This is a genomic window from Streptomyces thermocarboxydus, assembly GCF_024760485.1.
GTDB lineage: Bacteria > Actinomycetota > Actinomycetes > Streptomycetales > Streptomycetaceae > Streptomyces > Streptomyces cellulosae.
In genome coordinates this window covers 1,696,692-1,716,522 of sequence record NZ_CP058273.1, presented here as the reverse complement: position 1 = coordinate 1,716,522, position 19,831 = coordinate 1,696,692, and the positions used below count along the sequence as shown (strand labels likewise).

The following is a 19,831-nucleotide window of genomic DNA, read 5'->3' as shown; positions in this document are numbered from 1 at the left end:
GAGGCGGCCGTCGGCGCCCCCGGCCGCCGCGCCCCTCGGGGTGTCCCCCTGAGCGCGTAACCCCAGGTCAGAGCCCGTCCGGGACGGCGTCCCGGCGTTCGCCGGGCCTGCTTCGCTTCACTCGCGTGGCCCCCGCAGGGGGGCCCGCGGCGGGGCGGGCGGCGAGCATGCCAGGCATGGGTATACGCATGCTTCACCGCAGAGCGGCACCCCCGCAGGCCGACGCCGACGGACCCACCACCCAGGCGTTTCCGCCGGTCCCGGTCTACGCGGCCGCCGCAAGTACCGCCCGCATCCCCGGCGGCCTCACGGCCGCGGTCCGCGACACCGCCGTCCGGCTCGGCCGGCGCGTCACCGACAGCCCGTGGAGAACCGGCCGCGCCCCCGCCGCCGGGGCCGGCACGCCCCCGTGGCAGCTGTGGGCCGAACTGGCCCGCGCCTACCTCACCCTCGTCCTCACCCTGCTGCCCCGGCCCCGCCCGGTCCGCACGGTCACCGTGTTCGTCGCGGCGAGCGAGACCCTCAGCGTGCGGCCGTACGGTCCGGCTCCCGCGTACCGGCGTCCGCAGGGCCCTCCGTGGCCGGGACCCGACGCCACGCCCTGACGGCGACGGCGTACACCGGCAGCGCGGCCACCAGTCCCGCGCCCGCGCCGAAACAGACGGTCGGGATCAGCTCCCAGGGCTTCGCGATGTGACCCCAGTGGTCCCACCACCGGACGGCCCGCGCCGCCGCCGCCACCGCGGCGCACCCGCCGAGCAGTGCCGCGGCCCCCCAGCGGTCGGGCGCCGACAGCACCGGAACCCCCGGGGGCACCGGGCCCCCGGGGACCGTACGACGCAGCGCCCGCGCCGCGAACATCACGAGCACCACCGCGGCCAGCAGCGAACTCCCGTACTGCGCGTACCAGAACACCGGCGAACCGCCGATCTCCTCGCCCAGCACCGGGACCAGACGCGTCCCCCACCGGTCGTGATGGGTGAACGCGTCCCACACCACGTGCGTCAGGCCGCCAAGGACGGCGGACAGGTACCAGCGCGCCACCAGCGACGCCTCCACCCGCGCCCGGGGCGCACCGCAGCGCGTCAGCGCCGCCACCCGCCCCTGACGCTTCCGCGGCAGCAGCGCCACCAACGGCTCCCGCACCAGCAGCCACAGCCCCACCAGCGCCCAGGCGATGAGCACGTCCACGGTGAACACGCCCCACCCCGCGTGCGTCACGTCGCCGAACTCCATCGCTCCGGACACGACACTGGCCGCGTAATAGGTCATGTCCGGCGCGAAGCTGCCCGCGACCAGCACCGCCGGGACCAGCGGGCCACGCCCCGTGCCGTCGGTGCGGACGGCCGGCAGCACCGCCGCCGCGTGGCTGAGTGTGAAGGGCAACGGGACTCCTCGCGGCAGGGATCGAACCGGACCCAGTATTCGGCAGCCGAGGGCTCCACACCCGGTCACCGCGTGGAACGGCTCGTCGAGAAGATGGCCAACCGGTGAATACCGGGCAGCAACGGGTGTCCGCGCAAGGGAAGTTGTCGTAGGGTCGCGAGGGTCGTCGACCGGTCCCGCATCCCAGGGCAACCGGCGGGGCGGGCAGATCGTCACAACAGGGCGAACGCAGTACACGGTGAAGGGCGCCCACAGCGCCCACGGGGAGGGGTTCACTCTATGGCGGCGCACATCGGCAGGAGGCTGCGCAAGGGAGCGGCAACCACCGCCGTGGCCGCGGTGGCCGTGGCGGCCCTGTCCGCGTCCCAGGCCCCCGGCGTCACGGTCGACGGCCAGGGCGGACAGAGCACAGGCGACGCCACCTCCGCGCCCGACACGGCCGCCGACGACAGCGCGACCGGCAACTCGCCGTACTACACGGACCTGCCGCCCCTCAACAGCCCCAACCCCTCGCCCTCCGCGGGTTCCGGCGCCACCGGCGACCAGAGCGCCGCCGAGGCCGGCATACCCGCGACCGTTCTCGACGCCTACAAGCAGGCCGAGGCCACGCTGCGCACCAAGAAGCCCGGCTGCAACCTGCCCTGGCAACTCCTCGCCGCCATCGGCAAGGTGGAGTCGGGTCAGGCGCGCGGCGGCCGGGTCACCGCCGACGGCACCACCGTCACGCCCATCCTCGGCCCCCAGCTCGACGGCAACGGCTTCGCCCTCATCCGGGACACCGACAACGGCGCCTACGACGGCAACCGGATGTACGACCAGGCCGTCGGGCCGATGCAGTTCATCCCCTCCACGTGGGAGTGGGCGGGCCGCGACGGCAACGGCGACGGCCGCAGGGACCCCAACAACGTCTACGACGCCGCCCTCGCCGCCGGCCACTACCTGTGCCGCTTCGACTGGGACCTCTCCGAGCAGGGCGATCTGCGCAAGGCGATCCTCAGCTACAACAACTCGACGGACTACCTGAACACCGTCCTGTCGTGGCTGGAGTTCTACCGCAAGGGCACCCACGAGGTCCCCGACGGCACCGGCGCCCTGCCCGAGGACCGCAGCGACGAGACGGTGCGTCCCGGTGTCACCCCGTCCGCGCCCGGCACCACCCCGTCGGCACGGCCCGGCTCCCGGCCCGGCAGGCCCTCCGGCTCCCGGCCGTCGCCCAGCCCGACCACGCCCGGCAGCGGCAGCCCGAGCACGCCGCCCAGCACGCCCTCGCCGTCCACCCCGCCGACGCCCACCGACACCGTGCACCACCTGGAGGACGCCGGCACCGGCACCCTCACCGCCATGGCGGGCCACACCTTCGCCGAGCGCATCTCCACACGCGCGGAGACGGAGGCGGGCAAGGCGGTCGCCAAGGTGCGGATCCGCTTCACGATCGTCGGCGACACGGACACCGCCTTCGCCGGCGGCGAGAGCGTGGCGACCGTGACCACCGACGCGTCCGGCGTCGCGGTCGCGCCCGCGCTGCAGGCGGGGGAGAGGACCGGTGGGTTCGCCGTCCAGGCGGCCGTCGTCGGCCGCTCGGTCAAGGGCGTCCCCTACAAGGTGACGGTCACCCAGCGCGTGGCCGACGCGCTCGCCCGCGTCGGCGACAAGGAGCTGACCTGCGTCGCGGGCGGCGAGTTCGCCGAGCCGGTCGAGGTCAAGGCCACGTACGGCGGTGAGGCCGCCGGGAAGGTCGCCGTCACCGCGAAGCTCGTGACGTCCGCCGACGACCCCGCCGAGAACGACAAGGGCCCCTTCTTCAAGGACGCCGACGGCAAGGCCGTCCGCACCCTGACCGGTCTGAAGACCGACGCGGACGGACAGCTGACCCTGCCGAAGCTGTACGCGGACGACACCGCCGGCACGTTCCTGCTCCGCCTCACCACGGCCGGGGGCGCCACCCTCGACGTGAAGCTGACCGTGGAGCCGGCCGCCGCGCCGAGCCCCGACCCGGACCCGGAGCCTTCGACGGACCCGTCCACCGAGCCGTCCACGGAGCCGTCGGAGACCCCGGCGGCCTAGGGGGACTCCCTAACCGCGCAAGCGCGCGTTGGTGTGGCGGGTGGGCCGCGCGGCGGCCGGGTCCTCCGGCCACGGGTGCTTCGGGTACCGGCCGCGCAGCTCCGCCCGCACCTGCTGGTAGCCCTCGCGCCAGAAGGAGGCGAGGTCGGCGGTGACGGCGGCGGGGCGTCCGGCCGGGGACAGCAGATGCACCAGCAGCGGCACCCCGGCCACCGTGGGCGACTCCTGCAGCCCGAACATCTCCTGCAGCTTCACGGCGAGCACCGGTTGCTCCGGGTCGGACCAGTCGACGCGGACGGCCGACCCGCTGGGCACGGTGATCCGCTCGGGCGCCAGCTCGTCGAGCCGCGCCGCCTCGCCGGACGCCCACGGCAGCAGCCGCGCGAGCGCCTGCCCGGCGTCGATCCGCGCCAGGTCGGCCCGGCGCCGCGCCCGGCTGAGCTCGGGCTCCAGCCATTCGTCCACGCGCGCGTGGAGCGCCTCGTCGGACACATCCGGCCACGGCTCACCCAGCCGCTCGTGCAGGAACGCCAGCCGCTGCCGCAGAACCTCCGCCCCGGCCGGCCACTGCAGCAGCCCGAACCCCTCCCGGCGCAGCCCGTCCAGCAGCGCGGCGCGCACCAGTACGGGGTCGGCGTCCGTGAGCGGCCGCGCGGCCAGCTCGACCGCCCCGAGCCGCTCGACCCGGCGCGCCACGACGTCACCGTCCGCCCAGTGCACCTCCTCACGCCGCTCGAGCAGCGTCCCCGCGGCGTGGCGCGCCACGTCCTCGTCCACGGCGGCCCCGAGCAGCACGCGCGCGTGCCCACGCCCCACGGGCCGGTCGGCGACAGCGACGGCGACCCACTCGGCCCCACGCAAGGCGGACCCGGCCCCCACCTCGGCCCGCGTCCCGCCCACCATCAGATACGAGCCCCCGTCCACCCGGGCCACCCGCTCGGGAAACGCCAGCGCCACGACAAGCCCGACGGCCCGCTCCTCGGCCCCGGCCCCGCGCGCGCCGGGTGCGGCCTCGCGCCCGCCCGACGCTCCCCCGCGGGCGCCCGGCAGCGTGCCGCCGTCCGACGGCATCGAGGGTCCGCCCGAGCCGGGCGCTGGCGTCCACCGCTGGTGCGCTCCTCCGCTTCGCCCCGCGTGCGCCGGTGTGGCCTCAGGCCGCCGCCCGCTCCGCTGCCGGCCGTCGTACCGTGCCGCCGCCGGACGGCATCGAGGGTCCGCTCGAGCCGGGCGTCTCGCGTCCACCGCTGGTGCGCTCCTCCGCTTCGGCCCGCGTGCGCCGGGTGTGCTCAGGCCGCCCGCCCGGCTCCCGCTGCCGCGTCGTACCGTGCCGCCGCCGACGGCATCGAGGGTTCGCCCGAGCCGGGCGCCTGGCGTCCACCGCTGGTGCGCTCCTCCGCTCCGGCCCGCGTGCGGCTTCACGCCCGCCCGAGCGGCCGCCCGCCGGCCGTCGGCAGCACTCCACCGTCCGACGGCACCGAGGCACCCGGGCCGCCCGCACCCGAGGGCCCCTCGCGACCCCGCCCGCCCCTCGGCCCCTCCGCCTGGGACAACGCGCCCGCAGTCTCCGTACCTCCGTGCGCCAGCGCGCCGCGTACCCGTCGCCGCCCCGGCGGGCCTGCGCAGTGCGGTGGGCAGGTCGTCGCCGTAGTCGCGGGGTGGTTCCTCGGAAGGAGGCGACCACCTCCGCGGCGAGGGCGGCGCCACGCGCGGGGACGCGTCCAGGAGGGCGCGCCCAGGCGCGGGTGGAGGCCGAGGCGGGTCAGGCGGGGCCCGCCGCGTGGGGCGGCCGTCCGGCGTACCGCGTCGATCGCCGTGAGACTCCCGGGCCGCCGCCATCGCGCCGCCGGCCGGGGGATCGAGCAGTGCCAGGCGGAGGCGTCCGGTCGCCCCAGCAGGCCGCCTGGAGCGCGAACGCCGTCAGGTCGGCCACCTTGATCTCGGGGGGAGGGTACGACGGCAGCCGCGCGTCTCCGCCTCCGCCCGCAGCGGTACACCGCGCCGGCGCCTCACGTCCCGCACGGCGCCGCTGCCGTCCCGCGGCGCGTGAGGCCCGTACCGTCGCGAGCGCGCTCAAGCCCCGTGCGTGGTCGACGCGCGGCTCGCGGGCGAGGCCCGAGTCCACCACGACCCGGACGCCCGGCACCGTCAGCGAGGACTCCGCGACCGAGGTCGCCAGCACCACCCGCCGCGCTCCCCGGGCGACAGCACCGCGTCCTGCACGGCGGCCGGCGCACGCCCGTGCACCTGGAGGACGTCCACGCCGGCAGGCCGCCCAGCATCCCGGCCACCCGGGAGATCTCCCCGACCCCGGCAGGAACACCAGCACGTCGCCGTCCCGCTCGGCCAGGGCCGCCGTACCACCGCCGCGACGTGCGTGAGCAGCGCCGGGTCACCCGCATGCCGTGCGCGGCGCCCCGCGCCTCGGCCACGGGCGCACCGCCCAGCAGCCGCGCCCAGCCCTCCGCGTCCGTCGTCGCCGACGCGGCCACCAGCCGCAGGTCGGGCCGCAGCGTCTCGCGCACGTCCCACAGGAACGCCGCCGCCGTGTCCGCGTCCAGATGCCGCTCGTGGCACTCGTCGAGCACCACCGCGTCCACCCCGGCCAGCTCCTGGTCGCGCTGGAGCCGCTGCAGCAGCACACCGGTCGTGACGACCTCCACGCGCGTGTCCCGCCCCACGACCCGCTCCCCGCGCACGGTGAAGCCGACCGAGGCGCCCACCCGCTCGCCCAGCAGCCACGCCATCCGGCGCGCCGCCGCCCGGGCCGCGATCCGCCGGGGCTCGGCGACCAGCACCCGCCGCGCGGGGCCCGCGCCCCACAGCCCGGCCAGCGCCAGGGGCACCAGCGTCGTCTTGCCGGTGCCGGGCGGCGCCACCAGCACCGACGTGCCGTGCTCCTCCAGCGCCCCCGCGAGCGAGGGCAGCGCCGCGCGCACCGGGAGGGACTCCAGCGCCTCGTGACGGATCACGCGCTCAGTCCCGTTCGCACACGAAGATCGCCGTGCCCGGGATCAGGCTGCCGCGCAGCGGCGACCAGCCGCCCCACTCGGCCGTGTTCCACGAAGGCCACTCCGGCTCCACCAGGTCCACCAGCCGGAACCCGGAGGCGACCACGTCACGGACCCGGTCCCCGAGCGTCCTGTGGTGCTCGACGTACACCGCGTGACCGGTCTCGTCCTGTTCCACGTACGGCGTGCGGTCGAAGTACGACCCGGACACGCTCAGCCCCTCCGGGCCCGGCTCGTCCGGGAACGCCCAGCGGATCGGGTGCGTCACGGAGAACACCAGCCGCCCGCCCGGACGCAGCACCCGGCGCACCTCGCGCAGCACCAGCCGCGGATCGGCGACGAAGGGCAGCGCCCCGTATGCCGAGCAGGCCAGATCGAAGGAGGCGTCGGCGAAAGGAAGCGCGCCCGCGTCCGCGCACACGAGGGGGAACGACCCGCCGATGCGCAGCGCGTGCTGGAGCTGGCGGTGCGAGATGTCCAGCGCCACGGGACGCGCGCCCTGCGAGGCCAGCCAGCGCGAGCACTGTGCCGCGCCGGCGCCCAGCTCCAGGACGTCGCGGCCCTTCAGCTCCTCCGGCGGGCCGAGCAGCTCCGCCTCCACCTCGTCCAGGCCTTCCGGGCCCCACACGAACCGGTCGTCGCCGAGGAACGTCCCGTGCTCGTTCTGGTACTCGTCGGCGTTGCGGTCCCACCAGCCCCGGTTGGCCCGGGAGCTCTCCGTGACGCCGGCCTCCCGCCGGGTGGCCTCGGGTTCGGGGGCTTCGGGGACTTCGGACTCTTGGATGATCGGCTCCCTCGTCGTACTCTTCCGTCCAGCCGGGTCCCCGGTGTGTCGCCGAGGGGGTCTTCTTCACCCCTGCATGGCCTCGGGAGACGGCAGTTGTGCCGGTTATGCGGCGATCCGCCCCGGGTGGGCGGCTTCGCGCATTGACCCTGCCCGGCAGCCCCCGTATGCTACAAGTTGCGCTGCGGGCCTGCGCACCTCAGACGTAGCAGGCTGCGCTCGCATCTGTTGTATGTCCCCTCGGTTGTCGAGGCGCCACCGGATTTTTGTGGCGCTTCCTTGGCTGTCCGGCTTCTGCAGAGCGAAACGGGCTCCGGCGTAGCAGTACCTACGACTTCAATGTCCGTACCGGAGCCCTTTCCCACATGACGAGCAGCACCGAGACCACCGCCACCACCCCGCAGGTAGCGGTCAACGACATCGGTAACGAGGAAGCTTTCCTCGCCGCGATCGACGAGACGATCAAGTACTTCAACGACGGCGACATCGTCGACGGCGTCATCGTGAAGGTCGACCGGGACGAGGTCCTGCTCGACATCGGTTACAAGACCGAAGGTGTCATCCCGAGCCGAGAGCTCTCGATCAAGCACGACGTCGACCCGAACGAGGTCGTCGCCGTCGGCGACGAGATCGAGGCCCTGGTCCTCCAGAAGGAGGACAAGGAAGGCCGCCTGATCCTCTCGAAGAAGCGCGCCCAGTACGAGCGTGCCTGGGGCACCATCGAGAAGATCAAGGAAGAGGACGGCATCGTCACCGGTACCGTCATCGAGGTCGTCAAGGGTGGTCTCATCCTCGACATCGGCCTCCGCGGCTTCCTTCCGGCCTCCCTGGTCGAGATGCGCCGCGTCCGCGACCTCCAGCCCTACGTGGGCAAGGAGCTCGAGGCGAAGATCATCGAGCTGGACAAGAACCGCAACAACGTGGTCCTGTCCCGCCGTGCCTGGCTGGAGCAGACCCAGTCCGAGGTGCGCCAGACGTTCCTCACGACCCTCCAGAAGGGTCAGGTCCGTTCCGGCGTCGTCTCCTCGATCGTCAACTTCGGCGCCTTCGTGGACCTGGGCGGCGTGGACGGTCTCGTCCACGTCTCCGAGCTCTCCTGGAAGCACATCGACCACCCCTCCGAGGTCGTCGAGGTCGGCCAGGAGGTCACGGTCGAGGTCCTCGACGTCGACATGGACCGCGAGCGCGTCTCCCTGTCGCTGAAGGCGACCCAGGAAGACCCGTGGCAGCAGTTCGCCCGCACCCACCAGATCGGCCAGGTCGTGCCCGGCAAGGTCACGAAGCTGGTTCCGTTCGGTGCGTTCGTCCGCGTGGACGAGGGCATCGAGGGTCTGGTCCACATCTCCGAGCTGGCCGAGCGCCACGTGGAGATCCCGGAGCAGGTCGTCCAGGTCAACGACGAGATCTTCGTCAAGGTCATCGACATCGACCTCGAGCGCCGTCGCATCAGCCTCTCGCTGAAGCAGGCCAACGAGGCCTTCGGCGCCGACCCGTCGGCGGTCGAGTTCGACCCGACCCTGTACGGCATGGCCGCGTCCTACGACGACCAGGGCAACTACATCTACCCCGAGGGCTTCGACCCCGAGACCAACGACTGGCTCGAGGGCTACGAGAAGCAGCGCGAGGAGTGGGAGCGCCAGTACGCCGAGGCGCAGGCTCGCTTCGAGCAGCACCAGGCGCAGGTCATCAAGTCCCGCGAGGCGGACGCCCAGGCCGCTGCCGAGGGTGGCGAGGCCGCCGCTCCGGCCGCGTCCGGCGGCGGTTCGTACTCCTCCGAGGGTGGCGACCAGTCCGGCGCCCTGGCTTCGGACGAGGCGCTGGCCGCGCTTCGCGAGAAGCTGGCGGGTGGCCAGAGCTGAACGCTCTCCACTGAGGGTCAGTAGTTGATCTGAGGGGTCGCACCTTGCGAGGTGCGGCCCCTCAGGCGTGCCCCTGGGCGCCTGGGCGGGTGCGTAGTCGGCCCGCGGGCGCCGGGGGCTTGTCGCGCAGTTCCCGCGCCCCTCGGGGCGGTTGCCCCGGGGGTGTCGTCATCGGTGGGAATGCCTGTGCTCCGTACCACGTTGTGGTGGGTGAAACACGAGGAGGAGCGGTCACTGTGCTTGATCCGCAGGATTTGTACGCCTGGGAGCCGAAGGGTCTGAACGTCGTCGACACGGCGCTGGCCCAGGAGTCGGCCGGACTTGTCATGCTCTACCACTTCGACGGATACATCGACGCGGGCGAGACCGGCGACCAGATCGTCGACCGGCTGCTCGACTCGCTGCCCCACCAGGTCGTCGCCCGGTTCGACCACGACCGGCTCGTCGACTACCGCGCCCGCCGGCCCCTGCTCACCTTCACCCGCGACCGGTGGACCGACTACGAGGTGCCGGACATCACCGTGCGGCTCGTGCAGGACGCCACCGGAGCGCCCTTCCTGCTGCTCTCGGGCCCCGAGCCGGACGTGGAGTGGGAGCGCTTCGCCGCCGCCGTGAAGCAGATCGTGGAGCGCCTCCAGGTGCGCCTGGCGGTGAACTTCCACGGCATCCCCATGGGCGTCCCGCACACCCGCCCGGTCGGCCTCACCCCGCACGGCAACCGCACCGACCTCGTCCCGGTCAGCACCAGCGTCTTCGACGAGGCACAGGTCCCGGGCAGCGCCGAGGCCCTGGTCGAGTACCGGCTGATGCAGGCCGGCCACGACGTCCTGGGCGTCGCGGCGCACGTGCCGCACTACATCGCCCGCTCGCCGTACCCGGACGCGGCGCTGACCGCGCTGGAGGCCGTCACGGCCGCCACCGGGCTCGTCCTGCCGAGCGTGGCGCACTCCCTGCGCACCGACGCGCAGCGCACCCAGACCGAGATCGACCGCCAGATCCGCGAGGGCGACGACGAGCTCACCGCCCTCGTCCAGGGTCTCGAGCACCAATACGACGCCGCGGCGGGCGCCGCGACCCGGGGCAACATGCTGGCCGAGCCGGTGGACATCCCGTCGGCGGACGAGATCGGCCGCGAGTTCGAGAAGTTCCTCGCCGAGCGGGAGGGCGACAACTGACGCCCGCCGGGCCGCCGGTCACCCAGGACGCTTAGGCTGCTGCCCATGCTGACAGTGGGCCTGACCGGCGGTATCGGAGCCGGCAAGAGCGAGGTGTCGCGGCTGCTCGTGGAGTGCGGAGCCGTGCTGATCGACGCCGACCGCATCGCACGCGAGGTCGTGGAACCGGGCACGCCCGGGCTCGCCGCCGTCGTGGAGGCCTTCGGCGAGGACATCCTCGCCGAGGACGGCAGCCTGGACCGGCCCCGGCTCGGCGCCCTCGTCTTCAACGACCCGGAGAAGCTCGCCACGCTCAACTCGATCGTGCACCCCCTGGTGGGCGCCCGGTCGCGCGAGCTGGAGGAGGCCGCGCCCGAGGACGCCGTCGTCGTCCACGACGTCCCGCTCCTCACCGAGAACGGCCTCGCCCCCCTCTACGACGTCGTGATCGTCGTCGACGCCAGCCCCGAGACCCAGCTCGACCGGCTGGTACGGCTGCGCGGCATGAGCGAGGAGGACGCACGCGCCCGCATGGCCGCCCAGGCCACCCGCGAGCAGCGCCGCGCGATCGCCGACATCGTCATCGACAACGACGTGCCCCTCGACGAGCTGGAACGCCGCGTCAAGGAGGTGTGGGCCGATCTGGTCCGCCGCGCGCGGGAGCGCCGGCCGGAATAGGGGGCGCCGGGCGAGGCGTTGACGCCTCGGAGTGAGGGAAGGATTCCGCCGTGCCCCAGACCAGTGGTCCGTCCGGACGTACGCCGGAGACACACGTCATCGACTTCCGCGCCGCCGAGCACCTGCTCGCCTCCCGTGACCCGCGGGGCGCGGTGAAGCTGCTCGACGGCGTGATCGACGTCCATCCCGAGAACACGGCCGCTCGGCTGCTCCGGGCGCGCGCCTTCTTCGCGGCGGCCCAGCTGCGCCCCGCCGAGCTGGAGTTCTCGCTCGTCCTGGAGCGGGAGCCGGACAACGCCTTCGCACACTACGCCCTCGCCCGCACCTACGAGCGGCAGGGCCGCACCCACCCCGCCAAGCGCCACTTCCGCCTCGCGGCCGCGCTGGACCCGAACCCGGAGTACCTGAAGGCCGCGCGCTTCGACGGCTGAGCCCGCGGGCGCGGACGTCCTCAATGCCTGCCCGGCGGTTCGCGCGGAGGCTCGTACGGCGGGATGTCGCGGCCCGGCTGGTAGTGCGGGCCCTGGCGGATGTGCCGCACCACGAACACCAGGTCCGCCACGACGACCAGGAACAGCATCCCGCAGGCCAGCGCCCAGCCCGGATGCCCGGCGAGCGCGAACGCCACCGTTCCGGCCACCGTCCAGACCACACCCCACACGCTCAGCCAGAACCGCATGCGCAGGGGACTCCGCGCGGTCACCGGTTCACTGCCCGTACGCATCGCGATCCTCACCCTGGGGCCGGGTCTTCTCGCGTTCCGGGTGCCCGCCCCGGCCCCCTGTCACTCGTTCGGGTGGCATCGGCGGGGAGGGGAACGGACGTGCGGCCGCGACCCGTTCGACGGGCATGGAGCAGACGATGCGGGCAGGGTACGAGGGGACGGGACCCGGGGCGATCACCCCGGACGGCTGCGCGGTGGAGCTGTACGCGCGGCTTCCGGTGGGGGACGAGCCGGACGTGATCGCGGCGGCGGTGCCGGCGGGGGCGCGGATCCTGGAGCTGGGCTGTGGGGTGGGGCGGATGACCCACGCGCTGCTGGAGCGCGGCTTCGAGGTGACGGCGGTCGACGAGTCCGCCGAGATGCTGGAGCGGGTGCGCGGGGCGCGGACCCTATGCGGTCCGATCGAGCGGCTGGATCTCGGCGAGACGTTCGACGTGGTGCTGCTGGCCTCGTTCCTGGTGCACGCGGGGGACGCCGAGGTGCGCCGGGGCATGCTGCGCACCTGTGTGCGGCACCTCGCGGAGGGCGGGTGCGTGCTGATCCAGCGGGAGGGCGCGGACTACCACACGAACGTGCCGCGCGAGCGGGTCGACCCGTCGGGCTTCACGGTGCGGATCGTCTCCGTGGAGCCGGTGGGAGACGGCGTCGACTCGGTGCACGCGGAGTACGTCTTCCCGGACGCGACCTGGACCCAGACCTTCCGGTCACGCCCGCTGACCCCGGAGCAGTTCGAGGCGGCACTCGCGGAGGAGGGACTGAGGGTGGACCGGTACCTGACGGAGGACGGGATCTGGGTGAGGACGGTACGCATGCCGTGACTCTGGTCGCGGTCCCCGGGACGCCGATGTTCACGCCTCCGGCTCTCCGGCCGGGAGGTGCCCCTACCACGGGTGCTCGCGGCCGGGGCGTGCCTGCCGCGCGCAGGTCTCGCGGCCGAGGGGTGCCCCTTGCCGCGGGTGTTCACGGCCGGGAGGTGCCCCTGCCGCGGGTGCTCGCGGCCGGGGCGTGCCTGCCGCCCGCAGGTCTCGCGGCCGAGGGGTGCCCCCTGCCGCGGGTGTTCACGGCCGGGAGGTGCCCCTGCCGCGGGTGTTCACGGCCGGGAGGTGCCCCTGCCGCGGGTGTTCACGGCCGGGGCGTGCCTGCCGCCCGCAGGTCTCGCGGCCGAGGGGTGCCCCCTGCCGCGGGTGTTCACGGCCGGGAGGTGCCTCCCGCCCCAGATACTCACGGCCGGGGCGCGCCCCCCGCCCCCTTGTTCCGGCTCCGGCGCCCGCCACCGCCGGTTCCACGTCCGCCCGCACCGCCCGCGCCCTTGCGTCCGCCCGGTGTCGCGCCCGGGTCGACGAGGGGAGGCGGGCCCGCGTAACCGCCGAGCGGGCCGGGGCCGCCGAGACCGCCCAGTCCGCGCAGGCGCTCCAGCTCGCGGCGGTCCCGCTTGGTCGGGCGGCCGGCGCCGCGGTCGCGGATGCCGGCCGGGGCCACGGCCTCACGCGGCGGGGGCGGCGGCGAGTTGTCGACGTAGCACTGGACGGCGACGGGCGCCCCCACCCGCTTGCGGATCAGCCGCTTCACGACGACGACCCGCTCCCGCGTCTCCACGCGCATGCGTACCTCGTCGCCGACCCGCACGGAGTGCGACGGCTTCACCCGCTCGCCGTTGACGCGGACGTGCCCGCCCCGGCAGGCGGCGGCCCCCATGGACCGCGTCTTGACCAGCCGTACCGACCAGATCCAGCTGTCGATCCGCACGGTCTCGCCGTTCTGCGGGCCCGCCGCCTCGGCGGCGGCCACCGCCGCGGCGACCTTCGGGTCCACCGTCTCGGGCGTGGCCTCCGCGGGAGCGGCCGCCACGCTCTCAGCGCCCTTGGCGCCCTCGTCCGCCCCGGCCGTCCTGTCGTTCTGCGCACCCTCCGCAACCATGCTCCCGACCTTAGCCCGCCCGGCCCGCCGACCGGACGCGGATACCGGCGGGCGCGATCCGCGCCCGGGTGTCGGACGGGACGCCTACCGTGGGTGCCATGGATCCCCAAGGCCTCGCCCGGCTCGACCGGCGCATCGCCGGCTGCCGTGCCTGCCCGCGCCTGGTCGCCTGGCGCGAGGAGGTCGCCCGCACCAAGCGGGCCGCGTTCGCGGACTGGACGTACTGGGGGAGGCCGGTGCCCGGGTTCGGGCCGCCCGACGCCCGCCTGCTGATCATCGGTCTCGCGCCCGCCGCGCACGGCGGGAACCGCACCGGCCGGATGTTCACCGGTGACCGCTCCGGCGACGTCCTGTACCGGGCGCTGTACGACGTGGGGCTGGCCTCCCAGCCGACCGCCACGCACGCCGACGACGGGCTCGAGCTGTACGGGGTGCGCGTCACCGCGCCCGTGCACTGCGCCCCGCCCGCCAACAAGCCCACCCCGGCCGAACGGGACGCCTGCCGGCCCTGGCTGGTGCAGGAGCTGCGGCTGCTGCGGCCGACGGTCCGGGCGGCGGTCGTCCTCGGCGCCTTCGGCTGGCAGGCGGCGCTGCCCGCGTTCGCCGAGGCCGGCTGGACCGTGCCCCGCCCGCGGCCCGTCTTCGGGCACGGCGCCCAGGTCGAGCTGGACGCCGCCGACGGCCCGCCGCTCGGCCTCTACGGCTGCTTCCACGTCAGCCAGCGCAACACCTTCACCGGCAAGCTCACCTCCGAGATGCTCCGGGACGTCCTGCGCACGGCGGCGACGGCGGCCGGACTGCACCCCACGGAACACCCCACGAAATAGAGGTGAGCGGGCCCGCCCGTCGGCGCTACGGTGCGCGGATGGGCAGGTATCCGGAGATCGAACCGTACGACCACGGCATGCTCGACGTCGGGGACGGCAACCACCTCTACTGGGAGACCAGCGGAAACCCGCGCGGCAAGCCCGCGGTGGTGCTGCACGGCGGACCCGGCTCCGGCGCCGGCGCCGGACTGCGGCGCTACTTCGACCCCGCCGCCTACCGCATCGTCCTGTTCCACCAGCGCGGCGCCGGCCGGTCACGGCCCTCGGCCGCCGACCCCGCCACCGACATGAGCGTCAACACGGCGCCGCACCTCATGGCGGACCTGGAGCGGCTCCGCGCCCATCTGGGCATCGAGCGCTGGCTGGTGTGGGGGGTGTCCTTCGGCTCGGCCCTTGGCCTGCGGTACGCGCAGACGCACCCCGGCGTGGTGTCGGAGCTGGTGCTGACCGGCGTGGCCACCGGCTCGCCCGCGGAGGTCGGCCTGCTGACGCGGGGCCTCGGCCGGATCTTCCCCGAGGCGCACGAACGGTTCCTCGCCGGGCTCCCCGAGGACGAGCGCGACGGCAACCTGGCCGCCGCGTACAACCGCCTGCTGGAATCACCCGACCCCGAGGTGAGGGCGCGGGCCGCGCGGGAGTGGACGGACTGGGAGACGGCGATCATCCCCGCCCCGCCCGGTTCCGTCGAACGGTTCCGCGACCCGGAGTTCCGCTACCGCTTCGCCCGCACCGTCACCCACTACTGGGGCAACGACCACTTCTTCGGCGACTTCCCCGGCGACGGGGGCGAGGAGGGCGTCGTCCTGCGCGACGCCCACCTCCTCAAGGACGTCCCCGGCACCCTGGTCCAGGGCAGCCTCGACCTCGGCAACCTCCTCGGCATCGTCTGGCAGCTGCACCACGCCTGGCCGGGCAGCGAGCTGGTGGTGGTCGACGACGCCGGACACGACGCGGGCGCCGTCGGGGACGACGCCCTGGTGGCGGCGACGGACCGGTACGCCCGCCGCCGCCCCTGAGTGCTCCTACGGCGGTCCTACGGGTGCAGCACCACCTTGGTGTATCCCTCGATCCGCTTGTCGAACTTGTCGTACGCCGACGGCGCCTGGTCCAGCGGCAGTTCGTGCGAGACCACGAAGCTGGGCTTGGCCCGCCCCTCGATGATCATGTCGCGGAGCTGCCGGTTGTAGCGCTTGACGTTGCACTGGCCGGTGCCGAGCTTCAGGCCCTTCTCGAAGAGCTTGCCGACCGCGACCATCAGCATGCCCTGCTTGGCCGCCTCGTCCGGGGCGCCCGGGTCGGACGGCACGTACAGCCCGGGGATGCCGAGCATGCCGGTGGCCCGGACCGTGCGGATCAGGGAGTTCAGCACGGTCGCCGGCTCCTCGCGGTCGGTGCCGCCGCCCGCCGAGGCCTGGTAGCCGACGGCGTCGATGCCCTTGTCGGTGCCCATGCCCTCGGTCTGGTCGTGGATCTGCTCGACCGGGTCGCCCTCCGCGAAGTTGATCGGCATGGCGCCGATCTCCTGGGCCTTCTGCAGCCGCTCGGCGACGCGGTCGACCACGAACACCTTCCGCGCGCCGCGCAGCAGCGCCGAGTAGGCGGCCATCAGACCGACCGGTCCGGCGCCGTACACGGTGACGCTGTCGCCCGGGCGCACCTGGGCGAGTTCGCAGCCGTGGTACCCGGTGGGGAAGATGTCCGCGAGGAGCACGAAGTCCTTCTCGTGCTCGGTGCCCGCCGGCAGCTTCAGGCAGTTGAAGTCGGCGTAGGGGACGCGCAGGTACTCCGCCTGTCCGCCCTTCCAGGGGCCCATGGCCACGTAGCCGTAGGCGCCGCCCGGGAAGCCGGGGTTGACGGTGAGACAGTACCCGGTGAAGCCCTCGACGCAGTTGGTGCAGAAGCCGCAGGCGACGTTGAAGGGCATGACCACGCGGTCGCCCTCCTTGAGCGAGGTGACGCCCGGCCCCACCTCGGCGATGATGCCCATGTTCTCGTGGCCGAAGGTGATGCCCGGCTCGGCGGCCGTGCGGCCCTCGTACATGTGCAGGTCGGATCCGCAGATCGCGGTCGAGGTGACCCGTACGATCACGTCGTTCGGATGCTGGATCGTCGGGTTCTCGACGTCCTCGACGGCGACCTCGAACGGTCCCTTGTACACGACGGCCTTCATGGTTGCGTTCTCCGTTCGGTTGGTGTTCTGCGTGGTGCGCAGCGACGCCCCTCCCGATGGCCCGCGTGACCGATATCTCATGTTTCTCCGGTCTTGCGGCCGGAGCAAGCCGGTAATATCCGACGAATATCCTGCGGCGTCCGCCCCCGCTCCCGGGGGTGCCGCAACCGGCGGTCAGGACGCCACCCGACGCGACACCCGATGAGAGGGGAAGGGCGGAAAATGGCAGCTCAAAGGCTGGGGACCCTGCTGGTGGCCGTGCCCGGGCTGTCCGGCACCACATACCCCCCGGGCACGACCGTGACCGTCCGCGGCCGCGGCGCTACCGTCGACGCGTTCGTCAACGGCGACTGGCTCCCGCTGTCCTGGTGGGAGTTCTCCGACGGTCTGCGTGAGGACATGGCCGACCGCTGACGGCGACCCCGTCCGGGCTCAGTCGACCTTCACCCAGTCCAGGGTGCGCTCGACGGCCCGCTTCCAGTCCGTGTACCCCTGGCGGCGCCGGTCCTCGTCCCAGGACGGCTCCCAGCGCTTGGACTCCTGCCAGTGTGTGCGGAGCTCGGCCTCGTCGCTCCAGAAGCCCGTGGCGAGACCCGCGGCGTACGCGGCGCCCAGCGCAGTGGTCTCCGCGACCACGGGCCGGCTGACCGGAACCCCGAGCACATCGGCCTGGATCTGCATGCACAGGTCGTTCGCGGTGACGCCGCCGTCCACCTTCAGCACGTCCAGGTGCACCCCGGAGTCCTGCTCCATCGCCTCGACCACGTCACGGCTCTGGTAGCAGATCGCCTCCAGCGTGGCCCGCGCGATGTGGCCGCCGGTGTTGTACCGGGACAGGCCGACGATGGCGCCGCGGGCGTCGGAACGCCAGTACGGGGCGAAGAGACCGGAGAAGGCCGGCACGAAGTAGATGCCGCCGTTGTCCTCCACCGACCGGGCCAGCTGCTCGCTGTCCGGGGCGCTCCCGATGATCTTCAGCTGGTCGCGCAGCCACTGCACGGCCGCGCCGGTCACGGCGATGGAACCCTCCAGCGCGTACACCGCCGGGCTCCCGGCGAACTGGTACGCCACCGTCGTCAGCAGGCCGTTCTGCGAACGCACCAGCTCGGTGCCGGTGTTCAGCACCAGGAAGTTGCCGGTGCCGTACGTGTTCTTGGCCTCGCCGGGGGAGAAGCAGACCTGGCCCACGGTGGCCGCGTGCTGGTCGCCGAGGACGCCGGTGATCGGCACCGCGGCGCCCAGCGGCCGGGACGTGCGCGCCTGGCCGAACGCCTCCGGGTCCGAGGAGGGGTGGATGGCCGGGAGCATCGAGCGCGGGATGCCGAAGATGCCGAGCAGCTCGTCGTCCCAGTCGAGGGTCTCCAGGTTCATCAGCATGGTGCGGCTGGCGTTGGTCACGTCCGTGGCGTGGATGCCGCCGTTCGGGCCGCCGGTGAGGTTCCACAGCACCCAGGCGTCCGTGTTGCCGAACAGGGCGTTGCCCGCCTCGGCCGCCTCGCGCAGCCCGTCCACGTTGTCCAGCAGCCACTTGATCTTGCCGCCGGAGAAGTACGTGGCCGGCGGCAGGCCCGCCTTGTGGCGGATCGTGTCGCCGTGGCCCTCGCGTTCGAGGGCCGCGGCGATGCTGTCGGTGCGCGTGTCCTGCCAGACGATGGCGTTGTAGTACGGGCGGCCGTTGCGCGGATCCCAGACGACGGTCGTCTCGCGCTGGTTGGTGATGCCGATGGCCCGCAGGTCGGAGGCCGTCAGGCCGCCGTCGCGGAGGGCGTTCTGGATCACCGTGTTGGTGCGCTCCCAGATCTCCACCGGATCGTGCTCGACCCAGCCGGAACGGGGCAGAATCTGCTGGTGCTCCAGCTGGTGCTTCGCCACCTCGTTACCGGCATGATCGAAGATCATGAATCGGGTGCTGGTGGTCCCCTGGTCCACAGCGCCGACGAATTCGGGCATCGCTGAAACCTTTCCTGAGTGACGACGGGTCCCGGGGGCGGCCTTACGCCTCCTCGGTGGCCGGGCCTTCCTCCTGGGCCTCCATCGCCGCCGTCCTGGCGGTGACCACCGGCTTGATGATCAGGTCGTAGACCAGCACGCCTGCGACGCCGCCGATCAGGGGGCCGACGATGGGGATCCACCAGTAGCCGCTGAACCACCCGAACGTGCCCGGGAGGGCGATGTCACCCCAGCCCTCGAAGTACGTGAACAGCCGCGGACCGAAATCTCGCGCGGGGTTGATCGCGTATCCGGCATTCGTTCCGAAGGTCAGACCGATGGCGACGACCACCAGGCCGATGAAGAACGGGTGGAGATTCGAAAGGGGCGCGACATTCTTCAGGTCGATGAGCGCGCAGACCAGAAGAAGCAGAATTCCGGTGCCCACGATCTGGTCGAGCAGCGGACCCCACCAGGAATCCCCGAAGTATTCCGCGGGGAACGTCGCGAAGATGGAATAGGTGGCCAGTGACTCGTCACGGGCCAGCCCCGCCTTCGCGTCGGCGGCGTCGATCGCCCAGTGGTAGCAGGCGTAGACGAGCGCGGCGGCGACGAACGCGCCGAGCACCTGGGCCAGCCAGTACGCGGGCACCTTCTTCACGGGGAAGTCCCTGCGCACGGTGAACGCCAGGGTCACCGCCGGGTTGAGATGGGCGCCGCTGATGCCGCCGGCGACGTAGACGCCGAAGACGACGGCGAGGCCCCATCCCCAGGAGATGATGAGCCAGTTCGCCGGACCGAAGTCCACGAACTGGCGTCCGGACCCGGGCAGACCCACGACGGCGACGGCGACGGATCCGACACCCAGCAGAATGAGGACGAACGTCCCCAGGAATTCGGCGAGCATTTCGCCGCCTATGCCTTCGCGATAGCCGCGTCGGCGCGGAGCTGTAACGCGATCAGCCATCAGCTCTCCTCGAACGGAAATGGCGCGGACTGTGCCTCCCCATGTCGGCAGCGTAGGTCCACCACCCACCCCGGGCGCGCGGAGAGCGGTCTTTCCCACCAACGGCGCAATTCGATGAGCGGTGGGGGAGAAGGCGGTCAATACTGCGCCGTTCTCGGGGTTTTCGGGGTTTTCGGGGGTTGAGGGGAGGGGTGACCGTGTCGTCCGCGGAGGACGGACGGGCGCGTCCGCCCGGCTGTCACGCCGGCGAAACACGCCCGTTCCCTTCCGTCAGCGAAGTCCGCCTACCGTGGGGGGTATGAGTTCCGCCCCGGTCAGCGTTGCCCGAAGGAGCAGGCGAACCGACCGGACGACAGGAGCCCTG

General features: G+C 73.2%; 17 protein-coding genes and 1 pseudogene. 10 read left to right on the top strand and 8 right to left on the bottom strand.

The genetic code is table 11. The features are described 5' to 3' along the window. Positions 1-176: 176 nt before the first annotated feature. On the top strand, positions 177-605 hold the full coding sequence (locus tag AY578_RS08055; RefSeq protein WP_237556938.1) for a hypothetical protein: 429 nt from the start codon (positions 177-179) through the stop codon (positions 603-605). On the opposite strand, the gene AY578_RS08050 is transcribed toward AY578_RS08055, so the two are convergent. After that, entirely contained in the window at positions 523-1,386 is an 864-nt protein-coding gene (locus tag AY578_RS08050; protein WP_161232020.1) for a DUF4184 family protein, read from the bottom strand. The two genes, AY578_RS08055 and AY578_RS08050, sit on opposite strands and share 83 nt — an antisense overlap. A 279-nt stretch (positions 1,387-1,665) precedes the next feature. Here AY578_RS08050 and AY578_RS08045 point away from each other — a divergent pair, with 279 nt between their 5' ends. Beyond that, the gene (locus AY578_RS08045) at positions 1,666-3,450 is read left to right on the top strand and encodes a lytic transglycosylase domain-containing protein (protein WP_258902210.1); all 1,785 of its coding nucleotides are present in this window, start codon (positions 1,666-1,668) and stop codon (positions 3,448-3,450) included. Between the two features lie 9 nt (positions 3,451-3,459). On the opposite strand, the pseudogene AY578_RS08040 reads toward AY578_RS08045, so the two are convergent. Beyond that, positions 3,460-6,419, bottom strand: a pseudogene (locus AY578_RS08040) (ATP-dependent RNA helicase). Positions 6,420-6,423: 4 nt separating this feature from the next. Continuing rightward, positions 6,424-7,242 (bottom strand): class I SAM-dependent methyltransferase, encoded by an 819-nt coding sequence (locus AY578_RS08035; protein ID WP_136237734.1) that lies wholly within the window; start codon positions 7,240-7,242, stop codon positions 6,424-6,426. Positions 7,243-7,607: 365 nt separating this feature from the next. Between AY578_RS08035 and rpsA the strand changes: the two genes are divergently transcribed. The 4 genes from rpsA to AY578_RS08015 all read left to right on the top strand — a co-directional run bounded on the left by rpsA (position 7,608) and on the right by AY578_RS08015 (position 11,364). Next, positions 7,608-9,101 carry a 30S ribosomal protein S1 gene (gene rpsA, locus AY578_RS08030; protein ID WP_019525323.1) on the top strand — a complete coding sequence of 498 codons (1,494 nt, stop codon included), beginning with the start codon at positions 7,608-7,610 and terminating at the stop codon, positions 9,099-9,101. 236 nt (positions 9,102-9,337) lie between these two features. After that, complete coding sequence (locus tag AY578_RS08025; RefSeq protein WP_026243894.1) at positions 9,338-10,276, top strand: PAC2 family protein; 939 nt, start codon at positions 9,338-9,340, stop codon at positions 10,274-10,276. A 45-nt stretch (positions 10,277-10,321) separates the two neighbouring features. Beyond that, a complete protein-coding gene (gene coaE, locus AY578_RS08020) occupies positions 10,322-10,933 on the top strand; it encodes a dephospho-CoA kinase (protein WP_161231296.1) in 612 nt (203 codons plus the stop codon). A gap of 50 nt (positions 10,934-10,983) precedes the next feature. Continuing rightward, a complete protein-coding gene (locus AY578_RS08015; protein WP_019525320.1) occupies positions 10,984-11,364 on the top strand; it encodes a tetratricopeptide repeat protein in 381 nt (126 codons plus the stop codon). Between the two features lie 20 nt (positions 11,365-11,384). On the opposite strand, the gene AY578_RS08010 is transcribed toward AY578_RS08015, so the two are convergent. After that, positions 11,385-11,657, bottom strand: coding sequence for a DUF6343 family protein (locus AY578_RS08010; RefSeq protein ID WP_026243893.1), 273 nt, complete (start codon positions 11,655-11,657; stop codon positions 11,385-11,387). Positions 11,658-11,794: 137 nt separating this feature from the next. Here AY578_RS08010 and AY578_RS08005 point away from each other — a divergent pair, with 137 nt between their 5' ends. Continuing rightward, positions 11,795-12,475 (top strand): class I SAM-dependent methyltransferase, encoded by a 681-nt coding sequence (locus AY578_RS08005; RefSeq protein WP_215048906.1) that lies wholly within the window; start codon positions 11,795-11,797, stop codon positions 12,473-12,475. Between the two features lie 403 nt (positions 12,476-12,878). Here the strand turns inward: AY578_RS08005 and AY578_RS08000 are convergent, their stop codons facing one another. Next, positions 12,879-13,574, bottom strand: a complete 696-nt coding sequence (locus tag AY578_RS08000) for an Hsp15 family ribosome-associated heat shock protein (protein WP_215048907.1) — start codon at positions 13,572-13,574, stop codon at positions 12,879-12,881. Positions 13,575-13,672: 98 nt separating this feature from the next. On the opposite strand from AY578_RS08000, the gene AY578_RS07995 reads away from it, so the two are divergent. Together AY578_RS07995 and pip are read left to right on the top strand one after the other, a co-directional pair. Continuing rightward, positions 13,673-14,401: a uracil-DNA glycosylase gene (locus AY578_RS07995; RefSeq protein ID WP_258902209.1), complete on the top strand. Its 729-nt coding sequence runs from the start codon at positions 13,673-13,675 to the stop codon at positions 14,399-14,401. 38 nt (positions 14,402-14,439) lie between these two features. Beyond that, complete coding sequence (pip, locus tag AY578_RS07990; RefSeq protein WP_019525315.1) at positions 14,440-15,417, top strand: prolyl aminopeptidase; 978 nt, start codon at positions 14,440-14,442, stop codon at positions 15,415-15,417. 17 nt (positions 15,418-15,434) lie between these two features. Here pip and AY578_RS07985 read toward each other — a convergent pair whose 3' ends face one another. Then, on the bottom strand, positions 15,435-16,571 hold the full coding sequence (locus AY578_RS07985) for a glutathione-independent formaldehyde dehydrogenase (RefSeq protein WP_019525314.1): 1,137 nt from the start codon (positions 16,569-16,571) through the stop codon (positions 15,435-15,437). Between the two features lie 222 nt (positions 16,572-16,793). On the opposite strand from AY578_RS07985, the gene AY578_RS07980 reads away from it, so the two are divergent. After that, positions 16,794-16,985, top strand: a complete 192-nt coding sequence (locus AY578_RS07980; protein WP_026243892.1) for a hypothetical protein — start codon at positions 16,794-16,796, stop codon at positions 16,983-16,985. 18 nt (positions 16,986-17,003) lie between these two features. Here the strand turns inward: AY578_RS07980 and glpK are convergent, their stop codons facing one another. Continuing rightward, on the bottom strand, positions 17,004-18,521 hold the full coding sequence (gene glpK / locus AY578_RS07975; RefSeq protein ID WP_019525312.1) for a glycerol kinase GlpK: 1,518 nt from the start codon (positions 18,519-18,521) through the stop codon (positions 17,004-17,006). A gap of 43 nt (positions 18,522-18,564) precedes the next feature. Beyond that, positions 18,565-19,467, bottom strand: coding sequence for an MIP/aquaporin family protein (locus AY578_RS07970; RefSeq protein WP_026243891.1), 903 nt, complete (start codon positions 19,465-19,467; stop codon positions 18,565-18,567). Positions 19,468-19,831: the final 364 nt, after the last annotated feature.